Raw genomic sequence first — 13,656 nt, forward strand, 5'->3', positions numbered from 1 at the left:
ATTTTTTATACGAGGAGCAATCACCCGTTTGAATTGGTTTTGTCGCAACTATTACGGAAATGGATTAAAAAGAAAATGGGGGAAAAATGACGGATAATCGACGGTTTAGCGACCATCCACCCGGATTGCGGGTGGAGAATACGCATCGGTGGATTTAGACGGCTTTAATGGTTACGCCGTATTTCTCTTCGGCAACATTACGCGCTTCGAGGTGGTAGTTGCTGATTTCGTTAAAGTTCAAATATTTATAAACATCATCCGCTTTACCGGCCAATTTCTCAGGTACGATACTCATGTATTCCGCTACGGTCGGGATACGTCCCAGTTTCGCACACACGGATGCAAGCTCAGCACTTCCGAGGTAAACCTGAGTCCCTTTTCCAAGACGGTTATCGAAGTTACGGGTAGAGGTCGAGAATACGGTCGAACCTTCGCGGCTTGACGCCTGGTTCCCCATACAGAGTGAACATCCCGGAACTTCGGTTGTAGCAGCGATATCGTTATAAACATCGTAGTACCCTTCATTGATGAGTTGTTGCTCATCCATACGGGTCGGCGGTACGATCCAGAATTTCTCAACGGCGATTTTCCCTTCGCCGCGCATTACTTCACCCGCCGCGCGGTAGTGACCAATGTTGGTCATACAGCTTCCGAGGAATACCTCGTCGATTTTCTCGCCGGCAACTTCGCTCAAAAGTTTAACGTTATCCGGGTCATTCGGACATGCAAGAATCGGCTCAGTTACTTCGTTTAGATCGATTTCGATAACTGCCGCGTATTCCGCATCCGCATCGGCTTCCATCAATGACGGAGCGGCCAGCCACTCTTTCATTTTATCGGCGCGGCGCTGGAGCGTACGGGCATCTTCGTATCCGTCAGCTACCATGGCTTCAATCAACGCAACGTTGGATTTTAGGTACTCGATAACCGGCTCTTTGTTCAAATGAACCGTACAAGCCGCCGCTGAACGCTCAGCCGATGCATCGGAAAGTTCGAATGCCTGTTCCACTTTCATATTTGGAAGACCTTCGATCTCCAATACGCGTCCGTTGAAAATATTTTTCTTCCCTTTTTTCTCAACCGTCAAGAGCCCTTGTTTGATCGCATAGTACGGGATCGCGTTAACAAGGTCACGAAGAGTGATACCCGGCTGCATTTCACCTTTAAAGCGTACCAAAACCGATTCCGGCATCTCAAGCGGCATTGCACCGGTAACGGCAGCAAAAGCTACGAGGCCTGAACCGGCAGGGAAGCTCACACCGATCGGGAAACGGGTATGGCTGTCACCGCCGGTTCCGACCGTATCGGGGAGAACCATACGGTTTAGCCAGCTGTGGATAACACCATCCGCCGGGCGAAGGGCAACACCGCTGCGGGTAGAGATAAACGCCGGTAAAGTCGCATGAAGCTTCACATCGGACGGTTTCGGATAGGCTGCTGTGTGACAGAATGACTGCAACACGAAATCCGCCGAGAATCCGAGAGCTGAAAGCTCTTTGATCTCATCGCGCGTCATCGGTCCGGTAGTGTCCTGGCTTCCGACCGTGCTGGTAAGGGGCTCGCAATACATTCCCGGGCGTACACCCTCCATGCCGCATGCTTTACCGACCATTTTCTGTGCAAGGGTATACCCTTTGCCGGTATCAGCCGGCTGGATCGGTTGCGCGAAGATGGTAGCCGGTTCCATTCCAAGAGCCGCACGTGCTTTAGCCGTCAAACCGCGTCCGATGATCAACGGGATACGTCCGCCGGCACGTACTTCGTCTTCGATCGTGTTCGGGCGAAGGTTGAAATTTGCGATAACAGAACCATTCTTTGTAATGGTTCCCGCTTTGGTATCAATGTCCAAAACGTCACCGGTTTCCATAGCCGATACATCCGCTTCGATCGGAAGAGCACCGGAATCTTCACAGGTAGCGAAGAAGATTGGAGCGATAATACTACCGATAACAACACCGCCGGTACGTTTGTTCGGAATACCCGGGATATCGTCACCCATGTGCCACTGAACGGAGTTCGCCGCCGATTTACGGCTTGACCCGGTTCCGACAACGTCACCGACGTAAGCGATTTGCATCCCTTTTTCTTTCAGCTCAGCGATTTTCGCAATACCTTCAGGCATTTTTGCAGAAAGCATGGTTGTTGCGTGAAGAGGGATGTCGGAGCGGGTAAATGCCGCGCTCGCCGGAGAGAGGTCATCCGTATTGGTTTCACCCGGGAATTTGAAGACGACGACACTGAATTTTTCAGCCAGTGTTTTTTTACTGGTGAACCACTCTGCATCTGCCCATGACTGAAGAACTTCTTTCGCAAAAGCATTGGTTTCTGAAAGTTCGACAACGTCGTTAAACGCATCGTAAACAAGCAATGTATGTTTCAATTCATGCGCTGCTTCGCCGGCCAGTCCATCGATGGCAAGTGCATCGATCAAAGGTTTGACGTTGTATCCGCCGACCATTTTTCCGAGGATTTTAATCGCCGCTTTCTTATGGTCATCACTATTGATATCACTCGAGTCAGCCAAAAATGCTTGTTCATGACCTTGGACGATTTGGTGCAAAAATGCCGCTTTAACGTGTGCTGCATCATCAACACCCGGATTGACACGCTCAGCCAGCATCTCAATGAGTTCGCTATTTTTACTTTTTTCTGCTTTGATAAGTTCTACCAACTCGGTAACTTGCTCTTTTGTCAACGGAAACGGCGGGATCCCTTGTGCCGCGCGCTCTGCTACGTGTGCTTTGTATTCGTCCATAAAAGCCATGGTGACTCCTGTACTCAAGATTTTTGGTGATTATATCAGAAGAAAAAAACGGTTTATTTTTCATGTTACCAAACTACACATATTTTACTTCTATTTATTTTAGTATGTGAATTTTTGTAACAAAAATATTTTTTTACTTACGACCATAATCCTTGATTAACAGCGTAAAAATACAAGAATAGAACTGACCGTATTACGCACCTTGTCTAAACAAGTGCGAAAAGGTTAGTAATCTCCCGCATCCGGAAGATGCGGGTAGCTTTAGGGGGTTGTATGGGTGAAAAGCGTCAAAAAAGCCAACTGCTTGGCTTTTTTAGCTTAGGAGCCGATGCACGAAGTGCCGGCTGGGCCGTCCCTGCCACTTTACGGGCGATGAGCGGAAAATGCGTAACATCAGTTAAAAAGAAGAGTTGATAATAATATCCCGATTTCCTTTTGCATTGGGAGGAGAAAGAATCCCCTCGTTTTCCAGTTGCTCAATCAAACGTGCAGAACGGTTATAACCGATTTGAAGCCGGCGCTGAAGATAGCTAATAGAGGTCTTTTGTTCCGAAATAATAATATTTTTTGCCTCTTCATACAGTTCATCAAGAGGTTCGTTATTCCCCCCCTCCCCTCCGCTTTTGTTCAGCTCATCTTTATCGCGTAAAAAGAGTTGGTCGTATTCCGGTTCACGTTGCGCTTTTAGGAAATCGACCACTTTCTCGATTTCCCCCTCTGTACTCCAAGGGGCATGCAATCGGACAAGTCCGCTCATCCCGGGAGGGGTAAAGAGCATGTCCCCGCGTCCCAACAACGATTCAGCGCCCATACCGTCGAGGATAATTTTACTGTCAATCTTCTGCCCCACTTTATAACTGATGCGGGAAGGGAGATTGGCCTTGATCAGCCCGGTCACGACATCAACACTGGGACGCTGGGTTGCGACGATCAGGTGAATACCGCTGGCACGCGCCATTTGGGCAAGACGTGCAATCGAATATTCGACATCTTTTCCGCTGGTCATCATTAAATCGGCAAGCTCGTCGATAATAACGACAATATAAGGGAGTGGTGTCTCCCCCTCTTTTTTCGCTTTTTCATTGAAGTTTTCGATATTTTTCGTACGCGTTTCACTCATCAGCTGATAACGCCGTTCCATCTCTCCAACCATATTGTTCAGCGCCGAGATCGCCTCTTTCGCCTTTGTAATCACAGGGGTGAGGAGATGGGGAATATCGTTATAGATTGAAAATTCCAGCATCTTCGGATCGATCATCAACAATTTGAGCTGATCGGGAGAATTTTTATACAGAAGACTAAGAATCATCGCGTTGATCCCGACGCTCTTACCGCTTCCCGTAGTTCCGGCGATCAGGAGATGGGGGAGTTTTTTGAGATCGGTGATAAACGGCTTTCCGACAATATCTTTACCCAGAATCAGGGTGAGAGGTGAGGATGCCTCTTTAAAAAGCTGGCTCTCCAGCATTTCGCGAAAATAGATCGTCTCAACCGTTTTATTCGGAATCTCGATCCCCACGACGTCTTTGCCCGGAATCGGTGCTTGGATACGGATCGTTTGAGCACGCAACGCCATTGCCAGATCATCCTGCAATCCCAAAATTTTAGAGACTTTGATATTGGCAGCCGGTTTGAATTCAAACGTTGAAACAACCGGTCCCGCATAGGTTCGCACAACGTCACCGTCAATATTGAAATGAGAAAGTTTTTCGATGAGATCGCGTATTTTGTCATCCAGTTCGGCTTCATCCACGGTATTTTGCTTTTTGGGTCCGCTTTGAAAAAATTCAACCGACGGGAGTTTAAAGTTTTTCGGTTTTTCACGTACCCCGCGATCAATCTGATCCAACAGGATTTTATTCTCTTCCAACTCATCCACCACAAGCGTCTGTTGCTTCGATTCTTTCACTTTTTTTGCCAGAGTCAAAATCGTAGATTCTTTGGGTTCAGGAGTTACGGCGGGCTCTTTTGTTTCCGGATCGGTTTCATCCGTGATCGAAACAACAACTTCCGGCGTATACACACTCGGTTCGCTCTGGGTTTGCACCGGATATACCGTTTCGAAAGGGAGTTCAACCGAAGCGCTTCGGAAAACAGCTTTTTCCTCCCTTACCTCCTCTTCGAAACCCTTTTTTACTTCTGGAGCATACGATTTGGCAGGTACCGCAGCTTTCTGAACTGGAGCGGATTTGGAGGATAGCAGCGGCTTTTCCATATAGTTTTTGATCGGACGGACCAATTCGGAAAGGGTCTGTTCCAGCACCAGCACAATCGATACACTGACAAGCATCAGCCAGAATATCCACAATCCGAACGTCCCGATGTAAATCGCCATAAAATCGGCGATACTCCCCCCCAAGGCGCCGCGATAAGGACCATCGACCACCATGGCCTGAAAAAAGAGAAGCGCAAAAAACAACAAAGAAAAGACCCCTCCCATCTCAAGCCGTTTATGCAAATTTCCATCAAATTTGTACCAGTAGAACAGCGGAACCGTCAGTAATAAAAGATAGGTATAGGCTACATAGCCGAAGAGATAGAGATTACCGGAGGCAAAAGAGGCACCGTATGCACCGATGATAGATGCGTCCCCGATAATCGTTGCCAGTCCAAGATAAAATAAAACGCCGAAACCGACAATAAACAGAGTATCGCGTAAAATGGGAAATCCTTGAAAATAGGGTTAAAAATAGTAAGGATTATAGCAAAAAAGGGGAGAAAGCCCCCTTTTATGTCAGGAGTTTACAGGTAATTTACGAGGGAAAGTTTCGAAACTTTGGAAATATTGGATAATAGTGCCTGATAATTAAGACTCAACTGCTGCATCCGCAACGTTGCCTCGGCAATATCGGTATCGATGACATCCGAACGAAGCATTTTGGTATTGACGATCAGTAATTCGGATCGCTGTGTAGTAGCCTGCATCACTTTGGAATACGACCCCGCCTCCGTTTGCATCCGAACGGTGTGATCGCTCAAATCATCAACCATTTGTATGGCATTATTGATCCCGACATTACGCGGATCTTTGCTATCGGATCCGTCAGCGTACGTTTTCCCCTCTTCCACAGAACGGATTACCTCTTCAATTTTGGCAAAAAAATCGGTTTTCGGATCACGGATACTCAGGGCATTATTGGCATTAAAGGTTAGTGCACTTCCACCCGTAGCCGTGTAATCCGCCGATGACGCATCATAAAGAGAGAGCGACGCTTTGGTCACCGCAGCACTTTTATCTTCAAAGAGCACTTTTCCCGCATGATCCAGCGATGTATTAGCCAACACTTTCGATGCACTAATCGCCGTATCGTAATCGGTAGCGGTTCCCCCCGTCGGTATACTGTTGGTCTGAGCCATATTGACCACGTCCATCAATTGCTGATAGGTCATCTTATCGGCATTCACAGCGGTACGGGGCGTACCGGTATTGTAAATCGAAAAATTAGTAACACCCCCATCGAGCGAAAAGGTCGAACCGGCGGATGAGAGGTCGATTTGTACTTTGATCGGAGATCCCGTGATACTATTGCCCTCCATAATAAATTGTTTTCCGTTTAAAGAGGCTGCACCGGATACATCAAGAAGTTTCGTAGAAGGGGTTGCATACCCATTGGTACCCTTATCAATCTGCGAAACATTCGAAAGAAGCTTGGAACCTTGTTGCGCAAAGTTGGTGCGGTCATAATTGATCCCTTCAATCGTATTGGTAACGGCGGACGGGGTCAATCCGCTTTTGGTAAACTCTTTAATGTACAAAAGTTTCGAGGTTGCCGTCGCCCCTACGCCATCTTGAAAATTCGTGGTGGCATTCGCGGATTGGAGATTATCGATACTCCCCGCCGTAGCTCCGTACATCGGATCAGAGACATTGGCCGCATCTCCGCCGGTCGTATCAAAATCAACCGCACCGACCATGTGAAAATCCAGTTTGCTGGATCCGCTTTGCTTATCACTGATTTCGATTTGGCCGTTTCCGTTGAGCGTTACCTTGACTTGATCGGGACCGTACGCGTTTGAAATGTTTTGCAGCAGATCATTGAGGGTTGCCGTTGTATTCAGGTCAATCTGTTTTTTAAAAGATGTGCCGTCCGATTTTGTCCCCTGAACGTAAAAATGGGCCTGCCGCGAATCGTTCGTTGCGTTGACGTCGGTATCTCCCATCAGATCACGTATCGTACTTGACCCGGAGATGTAGGTAGGAGTCCCCGAATCGCGTGTCAAATTCGGATCTTGCATAATATCGGGGAATTGTTCGGTTAAACTCAACTGCTGCACATTGGTTGTAATGGTACGGTTGATTTTGCTATTTTCACCCAAAAAAAGCTGCGCACCGGAAATATTGTATTTTTGTTTAACTCCGGAACCTAAAAATGCCTCCATATTTTGGTCGTTACCTTGATAAATACCCTGGGCATCGATCGGTTTTTGCGTCGTTGCACTTCCCGAAAACAGGAATTCACCGCCGATGGAAGTATTGGAGAGCTCCATTAAATGGTTTTTTAAACCGCGCATCTCTTTTGCAATCGCATATCTGCTGGTATCCGATTGCGAGCCGTTGGCGGCATTCAGCAGTTTGACCTTCAGTGAATCGAGTGTCGTAACCATATCCCCGATCGTGCTATCGCTTTGGGACGTAAATTTATAAGCGCTTTGAACACTGCTTTTAACCTGAGTAAGTGTCGTGATCTCATTGTCTAATCGGAGCGTATCAATAAAGACACTTGGATCTTCATGCGCGTATTGGATTTTTTGACCCGATGAAATCTGTTTATTGACATCAAAAAGCTGCTGATTGAGTTTATTGTTCTCACCATAAATATTATTGTAGTATGAACCGGATGTTACTCTCACGTCAAATCCTTTTGTGTAAGTTATTAAACTAAAGCAATTAAAGTTCCATTTCTAATATCGGCGATCTGCTTCGATAGATGAATTATTTCACTTTTACATAATTTTAAGGAAAATACCATTATAATTCCACCACTTCAAGCCAGTGTGGTGAAATGGTAGACACGCCGGATTCAAAATCCGGTGGCGCAAGTCGTGGCGGTTCGAGTCCGCCCACTGGTACCACCCCTTTTATTCAAGAAATCCCCTAAAATACGAACTTAAAGCTTCTTCTACTAAAGAGAAATTCTTCTTGTTACACCTATGTTACACCATATCTATTTGTTTGTTCGAAAATTGAGAGTAATACAGTTACTTGTGTAGTCTAGATACTAAAAGAATTTTAAAATGCTTACCACTAATTATTTTATATACTGATGTAAAAACCCAAAAAATACGCGAAAATTTCCCAAAAAATACGTGAATTACGTGATAAAGTTAAACACTTTTTCCAAAAAATACGCGAATTTGTTTAACTTTATACCCTCAATAGTTTGATATAAACACCTCAAAGTACCATCTTCTTACTTCCTACTCATAGAGGGGTATAAATGGTGTATAATATGAGAACTTTAACACAAAAATAGGATATAAAATGACCCTCTTAGCCTTTAAACCTGAGTGCGACTGCGTCATGATTCAATATAGAAATGGACAAAATTTTAAAGAGTTTCGTCTACATGTACATGAAGTCATCGATAGAGATAACAAAGATGAGTTCGGCAGACATCTATTTGAAATACTCACACTTCTCGGTGTAGATGAATCAAATATCAGCTTAGTAGGACAAATAATCGGAGAGTTAACAAAATGGCCAAATCAAATTTGGTACTCAGGAAAAGCCGGAAAAATCCTAACCGAACTATCCAACCGCTTCCCTGCTGAAGATGCCCATACCGATGAGGCTATGATGGCACGTCTTGGTATTCATGGCATACGTCATGATTCGCTAAATACTATATAGGAAGCATAGCCTCCTAATAGTTCGTAATAAACACCTCCCGAACCGTCTTTTTACTTCCAGCTCCTCGAAGGGTGTAGTTGACTCTTTGGTGGACGTGATCTTCATATCTGCATATAGCTCTCTGACGAGTTCACAATCGTTATAGCTCAATAGAAACTTACCCTTGATACCATGAAGCAGCTCTGAGAGCTTTCGATGCTCTACCTCTCCAAATCCACCCGTATGCTGATAGTACTTCTCGGTGGACACGTATGGCGGATCACAGTAGAAGAAAGCATCATCTGCATCGTAAGTACTGATCAGCTTATCGAAGCTCATGTGCTCTATCGTGACAAACTTTAGCCGCTTAGACCACTGTCCGAAGTCTTTGTAGATATCTTTCGGTCGACGGCCACTCTTGGCGTTCATGGCGAACGTTGTACCTTTGGCTCCAAAGCTCTGAGAGAGTAGGTAAAAATAGAAAGCAGCTCGCTCGATATTGTTCCGGGGCTTCATGCGTCCGGAGAGAATATCGGCGAATAGTTCCCGGCTGATCAGCAGAGTATTGAGATACATCGATAGGGATTGGGGATTAGTGCGGATAGCGCGATGGAGGTTGATCAGCTCACCGTTAATATCGTTGACAACTTCGGCTTGTTTGATGGTACAGGGCTTGCGGTATAGAACGTTGAGAGCACCGCCAAATACTTCGACATATAAATGATGTTCCGGGAACATGGCCACGATGTCGTCGGCCAGTTTGGATTTACCGCCGATCCACGCGAATGGGGCTTTGAGACGCTGCATAAGATTCCTTTGCGCCGTGTCATATTTTAACGGCCAATCTAAGATACCGGACATAATGCCGGTACCGCAGCTATCTTGAGGGGGTAGAGGCGGTTCTTTTAAATGCATTTCTCCAATGCTGCTTCGAAATCGTAAAGACAGCTCTGCAACTTCGGATAGTTCTCCAGACGTGCTTTGAGCCATTCAACATTATCTCCTGTCTCTGGAACAAGCTCCTGACATTTTGGCTTTTTGGTATCGCACTTTTTGGTGATCACCGGAAGCGGATCAGGCTCATGAACCGGATGATGACCGAAACAACCGGAGAACAAAAACAGACTGTCCAATACGATTGTAATATGAATTTTTTTCATAATCAAACCCATGTAAGATGATGAAATACATAGATGGCGCCCTCTATGACAGCCCATCCACCCACAGCACATACGATTCCTAAAAAGATGAGAAACGTGCCGAGTCCTTCGAACATATTATTTAGCATAATTTATTCCTCTTGCTTCATCGATCAGCGCATCGTAGTCGATGCATTTATTGCCGGTTGGCACATACTGGATCTTTGTTTTAAATACTGGCTTAATGGCCATAGTTCGATTGAACTCTGCTTCTTTCTCTGCAGCATCCAATTTATCCCGCTCTATCCATGCTTTATAGAAAGCCACATTATCTTTTTGACGCTCGGTTTCAGCCTCTTTAGTCTTAATCGTTTGTTCGAGAACGTTGCGCTCTCCGGATACGCTCAATATATGAAAACTAAGAGCGATGATCACCCCGATTAAAAAGACAGTAACTCCCATTAGCACCTTACCAATAATGGTATTTACTAGTTGCCTTAACGCCTCCATATTGCCCTCCATATTTATAAACGAGCACTGAGTACTCATAATTGATGTCGCAGTTCGATCGTTCTCCGCTTTTATAGCGAGTGACACCGCGCCGGCACTGAGCCTTCGCGGCCTCCCAGTCGTTGATCCCTCCGGCACGTTTGATCTCTTTGTTGACCAGTCCACCGCCGTTGTAGATCTGGAACATGACCCAAAGCCGCTTGATTACGGCCTGATTCCACGCATCCTTGTTAATATACGCCTGCGCTCTCATCGTTCCGTCCACTGTCCAGAAATCGACGTTCGGAAGCGTTTTTTGCCAGACTGATGGCGTAATCTGTGCCGGTCCTACGCTGCCGTATCCGTCTTTGGATATGACGAACCGGCAATTGCTCTCCTGCTGGAGCTGACCAACCGGGTATTGATACGGAAAGTCCAGCCCGAAGTAGTTCTGATGCCATGACGCTACGCTCGGTATGTACTGAATGCAGCGCTTATAGACCGAGCCGGACGGCGAAACTGTTGCTGATAATTGCGTATGCAAAAACAAAAGCAACAATAATCCCCAGCCTAAAATAGGCTTTCGTATCTTCACTGACTACCCCCCAGTTGATTTTAGGAGCGCCGAATTTTTTGGACGCTTTGAACGCCAGGATCATTGCCATCGCGACCGTCACCGCCGTAACGACGATCTTCTGCATCTGCCCGATCGCACCCATGTAAATCATCATTGCTATGCCAACTGAAATGATTAATAATTCCCATTTGATTCGTTTAAGTTCAGCTATTTTTTCCATCTCAGAACCTCACCTTCAGCCCGGCTACTGTTTCCATATTGTTATACCGCTCGATGTAGATATTTTTATACATGATCCCATATCTGACGCCATAGTTCTTATTTTGGCTTTCGTAATACTCCGAGTTGTATTTACGCGGGATCCAGAACCCTCCCGCATATGCACAAAACTCATTCCATTTCGGAGACATAGCGTTTGCCCCAATAATGTTGGCCCCTACCGGGACGTTGCTTGAAAGTACAGTATTATGCTCGATATACACTTCCGAGTGTGGCAGGGTATATTCAACTCCGAACCGTACTTCTTGTGCCGTCTTATCTCCGTATTTTCCAAGCTGCAAATTGCTGTACGCATTGAAATTAGCAAGCATTGAACATGATATGATCATGAGGGTAATGATAACTTTTTTTATTGTATCTCCTTAAAATTCCGTTACCGGAATAGATATCGATGTAGCACTACTATTATCAATTTTTGCATACACATTGTCTGGCATCGCATTATTTATATTGTCTCCGGGCTCTAATCTATGCGCTAGTTTGAGATCCGTTAGCGTAGGAAGTGTCGTCCCAACAACATAATAGATCGGATACTCTGTGCGATTTTGAATAAAAGCAGGCACTGCAGTAAGCAATGTCCACGCATTTGTTATCGTTTTTGTTACAGTTGCCATTGTCTACCCCTCTACGCAAATACGCCGATGCGCTTATCGATAACCCCGGGTTGAGTATAATCGAATACGGATCGGTAAATTGCATCTGTAGCAGGGTCCGCAAACACGGTGTCGTAATCCCCTAACAGCTGCACTGAATTAAGCGTGTTGAGCTTTGTAAGCTCCTCTTGTGTAACTCTAAGATACGAGAGTGTACCGGCCGCTGATCGAATAGATGGAGTTTTATCTAACATAAATTTTCCATCTTCCGTTACATACTCCGGAAACTTTTCTTTAACTTCCGCAATAAGTGCAGCGGTATCCGCTACAAAACTTAAAATATCCATTATGCAATCCCCGCTTCTTGTGTATTTAGAGCTCTATCCCAAATCCGTACTCTTTTTACATGTCCGCCTAAATACGTAGAGCTCCATGCTCCTATTAAAATTCCGGTAGGGGTTCCGGTAACGGTTTGAGCCGCTACTTCTGTTTTAAATACCCCATCCAAAAAAAGTTTTTTAGTTGTTTTAGTAAATATTCCTAGCACTCTGTGCAGTGTATGCAGACTCTGTCCAGATCCAGTTGCAGCAGATGAACCATAGAAAAATTCGAGTAAGTTAGGGTTGTATAAAGCGCTTGCACGCAATAAAATGTTAATGGCACCGTTTACGGAACAAATCGGCTGTAACAGTATCGTACTGCCTTCTCCAATCCGATTATAGTCTACTGCTATACTTACTTCTTCTGCATTAATAGTTGCAAAATTTTCCGCAAAAGCAACTTCTGCATATGTTGCTGTCCGTGTTACCGGCACTGTAGTCGCATAAATCAGGCTCGTTGCAAACGGAGTTTGCTCTAGCTGTCCGCCATAAACATACATACCAAGTCCGGGTGTACCAGCGTACACATTAAGCCCGGTATCGCTCAGAAGTGAAACATGGCAAGATACCAATGTTTGTGTTAAAGTTATGCCTGTAATCTGTACTCTAAAGATTCCATTTGCTAATGCAGTTATTGCAGCTTTAGCTCCTACTCCGCTTGCAACAACAGTGCCTTCGTTTAAATCGAAGGTTGCAATACCGATTGTAGCCCCATCTGTAAATAGTACGAGCTGTCCCTTTGTTCGTCCCGCTGCTTTAACAAACCTACTATACGTCACCATAGATCCAGCAGTAGCAATACTGTAAGGAACATAGTTACGATGTATCCCAGTTGTATTATCTTCCAGAATTGCGTCCATTAAGCTTGTTACACCTGTTGGGTCAATGGCCGTATCCGGTGTTACTGTTACCCCCTCATTTACTCCCATAACGGTATTACTGTCTAAAAAATAGTTTGTAGCCTCCGGTTCGCACAAGAACCCATCTTTCTGAAATCTTGGCTTCTTGATTTTATAAACCGACGTTGCGTCCAACGCAACGGTAAAGGGCTTGCTTACTGTTAAAGTAGTTGCATTATTACCGATTACCCACCGGTATTGCCCCGCTCCGGTACCGGCAGTGATATGAAGTATATAGTCTTTTAACTCATCGGAAACCCATACTGCACCAGAGTTTGTAAGACTGTTAACCGCCCCTGATGTCGCGGTGCCTGTGTAATACGGAGCTTTTTGCAGAACACCATACCGATCGATATACGTTGTCGACGAGTCGCCCGTATACTTAAAATCTCGTGCATAAGAGGCTCGAGCAGTTCCGGCACTGTTAAGGATTAAATCCAAAAGCGGGCTGCTTACATTACCGGCCGCTTTTGCATAATTAGCAGTCAACATTGTTTCGCCGCTAATATTTGTAATATACGCCCAGTACACTGTATCTACCCCGTTGGTAGGCGGAGTTTGTCCAGTATTGGCAACTTTTGCGATATACGTATTCCCGGAATACTTTACGACATGCTGCAATTTGTATGGCGTAAGGAGGTTATAATCCCCTTTCCAAACAAAGCCTATTGATCCTAAATTTACTGTTTCTCCAGCCATTTTTTTA

General features: G+C 45.4%; 14 protein-coding genes and 1 tRNA gene. 3 read left to right on the forward strand and 12 right to left on the reverse strand.

Features of this window, described 5'->3' with window-relative positions; all coding sequences use genetic code 11:
• Nucleotides 1-154 precede the first annotated feature (154 nt).
• On the reverse strand, nucleotides 155-2,764 hold the full coding sequence (gene acnB / locus M0P91_RS05140; RefSeq protein WP_295065308.1) for a bifunctional aconitate hydratase 2/2-methylisocitrate dehydratase: 2,610 nt from the start codon (nucleotides 2,762-2,764) through the stop codon (nucleotides 155-157).
• 273 nt (nucleotides 2,765-3,037) lie between these two features.
• Between acnB and M0P91_RS05145 the strand changes: the two genes are divergently transcribed.
• Nucleotides 3,038-3,178: a hypothetical protein gene (locus M0P91_RS05145; RefSeq protein ID WP_295065310.1), complete on the forward strand. Its 141-nt coding sequence runs from the start codon at nucleotides 3,038-3,040 to the stop codon at nucleotides 3,176-3,178.
• Here M0P91_RS05145 and M0P91_RS05150 read toward each other — a convergent pair.
• Together M0P91_RS05150 and M0P91_RS05155 are read right to left on the reverse strand one after the other, a co-directional pair.
• The gene (locus tag M0P91_RS05150; protein ID WP_295065618.1) at nucleotides 3,162-5,411 is read right to left on the reverse strand and encodes a DNA translocase FtsK; all 2,250 of its coding nucleotides are present in this window, start codon (nucleotides 5,409-5,411) and stop codon (nucleotides 3,162-3,164) included. The two genes, M0P91_RS05145 and M0P91_RS05150, sit on opposite strands and share 17 nt — an antisense overlap.
• A gap of 95 nt (nucleotides 5,412-5,506) precedes the next feature.
• Entirely contained in the window at nucleotides 5,507-7,615 is a 2,109-nt protein-coding gene (locus tag M0P91_RS05155; RefSeq protein WP_295065312.1) for a flagellar biosynthesis protein FlgL, read from the reverse strand.
• Between the two features lie 138 nt (nucleotides 7,616-7,753).
• Between M0P91_RS05155 and M0P91_RS05160 the strand changes: the two genes are divergently transcribed.
• Together M0P91_RS05160 and M0P91_RS05165 are read left to right on the forward strand one after the other, a co-directional pair.
• Nucleotides 7,754-7,837 (forward strand) — tRNA-Leu (locus tag M0P91_RS05160).
• Nucleotides 7,838-8,246: 409 nt separating this feature from the next.
• On the forward strand, nucleotides 8,247-8,615 hold the full coding sequence (locus tag M0P91_RS05165) for a hypothetical protein (RefSeq protein ID WP_295065314.1): 369 nt from the start codon (nucleotides 8,247-8,249) through the stop codon (nucleotides 8,613-8,615).
• On the opposite strand, the gene M0P91_RS05170 is transcribed toward M0P91_RS05165, so the two are convergent.
• From M0P91_RS05170 to M0P91_RS05210, 9 genes are all read right to left on the reverse strand, one after another.
• Nucleotides 8,601-9,401, reverse strand: coding sequence for a DNA adenine methylase (locus M0P91_RS05170; RefSeq protein WP_295065316.1), 801 nt, complete (start codon nucleotides 9,399-9,401; stop codon nucleotides 8,601-8,603). The genes M0P91_RS05165 and M0P91_RS05170 overlap by 15 nt on opposite strands.
• A 98-nt stretch (nucleotides 9,402-9,499) precedes the next feature.
• Complete coding sequence (locus M0P91_RS05175; protein WP_295065318.1) at nucleotides 9,500-9,754, reverse strand: hypothetical protein; 255 nt, start codon at nucleotides 9,752-9,754, stop codon at nucleotides 9,500-9,502.
• Nucleotides 9,755-9,871: 117 nt separating this feature from the next.
• Nucleotides 9,872-10,195, reverse strand: coding sequence for a hypothetical protein (locus tag M0P91_RS05180; RefSeq protein WP_295065320.1), 324 nt, complete (start codon nucleotides 10,193-10,195; stop codon nucleotides 9,872-9,874).
• 7 nt (nucleotides 10,196-10,202) lie between these two features.
• Entirely contained in the window at nucleotides 10,203-10,778 is a 576-nt protein-coding gene (locus tag M0P91_RS05185; RefSeq protein WP_295065322.1) for a hypothetical protein, read from the reverse strand.
• Entirely contained in the window at nucleotides 10,717-11,019 is a 303-nt protein-coding gene (locus M0P91_RS05190) for a hypothetical protein (RefSeq protein WP_295065324.1), read from the reverse strand. The genes M0P91_RS05185 and M0P91_RS05190 overlap by 62 nt, the downstream gene beginning before the upstream one ends.
• A 1-nt stretch (nucleotide 11,020) precedes the next feature.
• The gene (locus M0P91_RS05195; RefSeq protein WP_295065325.1) at nucleotides 11,021-11,407 is read right to left on the reverse strand and encodes a hypothetical protein; all 387 of its coding nucleotides are present in this window, start codon (nucleotides 11,405-11,407) and stop codon (nucleotides 11,021-11,023) included.
• 33 nt (nucleotides 11,408-11,440) lie between these two features.
• Complete coding sequence (locus M0P91_RS05200; RefSeq protein ID WP_295065327.1) at nucleotides 11,441-11,692, reverse strand: hypothetical protein; 252 nt, start codon at nucleotides 11,690-11,692, stop codon at nucleotides 11,441-11,443.
• Between the two features lie 11 nt (nucleotides 11,693-11,703).
• A complete protein-coding gene (locus M0P91_RS05205) occupies nucleotides 11,704-12,018 on the reverse strand; it encodes a hypothetical protein (protein WP_295065329.1) in 315 nt (104 codons plus the stop codon).
• Nucleotides 12,018-13,649, reverse strand: a complete 1,632-nt coding sequence (locus M0P91_RS05210; RefSeq protein WP_295065331.1) for a hypothetical protein — start codon at nucleotides 13,647-13,649, stop codon at nucleotides 12,018-12,020. Before M0P91_RS05210 ends, M0P91_RS05205 begins: the two co-directional genes overlap by 1 nt.
• Nucleotides 13,650-13,656 lie beyond the last annotated feature (7 nt).

The organism is Sulfuricurvum sp., assembly GCF_023229695.1.
Lineage (GTDB): Bacteria > Campylobacterota > Campylobacteria > Campylobacterales > Sulfurimonadaceae > Sulfuricurvum.

Bases quoted from the DNA above. Each gene is read 5' to 3' on its own strand.
- M0P91_RS05190 (WP_295065324.1), bottom strand. From the start codon at position 11,019: ATGGAAAAAATAGCTGAACTTAAACGAATCAAATGGGAATTATTAATC.
- M0P91_RS05180 (WP_295065320.1), bottom strand. From the start codon at position 10,195: ATGGGAGTTACTGTCTTTTTAATCGGGGTGATCATCGCTCTTAGTTTT.
- M0P91_RS05195 (WP_295065325.1), bottom strand. From the start codon at position 11,407: ATGATCATATCATGTTCAATGCTTGCTAATTTCAATGCGTACAGCAAT.
- acnB (WP_295065308.1), bottom strand. From the start codon at position 2,764: ATGGCTTTTATGGACGAATACAAAGCACACGTAGCAGAGCGCGCGGCA.
- M0P91_RS05175 (WP_295065318.1), bottom strand. From the start codon at position 9,754: ATGAAAAAAATTCATATTACAATCGTATTGGACAGTCTGTTTTTGTTC.
- M0P91_RS05170 (WP_295065316.1), bottom strand. From the start codon at position 9,401: ATGCAGCGTCTCAAAGCCCCATTCGCGTGGATCGGCGGTAAATCCAAA.
- M0P91_RS05210 (WP_295065331.1), bottom strand. From the start codon at position 13,649: ATGGCTGGAGAAACAGTAAATTTAGGATCAATAGGCTTTGTTTGGAAA.
- M0P91_RS05205 (WP_295065329.1), bottom strand. From the start codon at position 12,018: ATGGATATTTTAAGTTTTGTAGCGGATACCGCTGCACTTATTGCGGAA.
- M0P91_RS05145 (WP_295065310.1), top strand. From the start codon at position 3,038: ATGGGTGAAAAGCGTCAAAAAAGCCAACTGCTTGGCTTTTTTAGCTTA.
- M0P91_RS05165 (WP_295065314.1), top strand. From the start codon at position 8,247: ATGACCCTCTTAGCCTTTAAACCTGAGTGCGACTGCGTCATGATTCAA.
- M0P91_RS05200 (WP_295065327.1), bottom strand. From the start codon at position 11,692: ATGGCAACTGTAACAAAAACGATAACAAATGCGTGGACATTGCTTACT.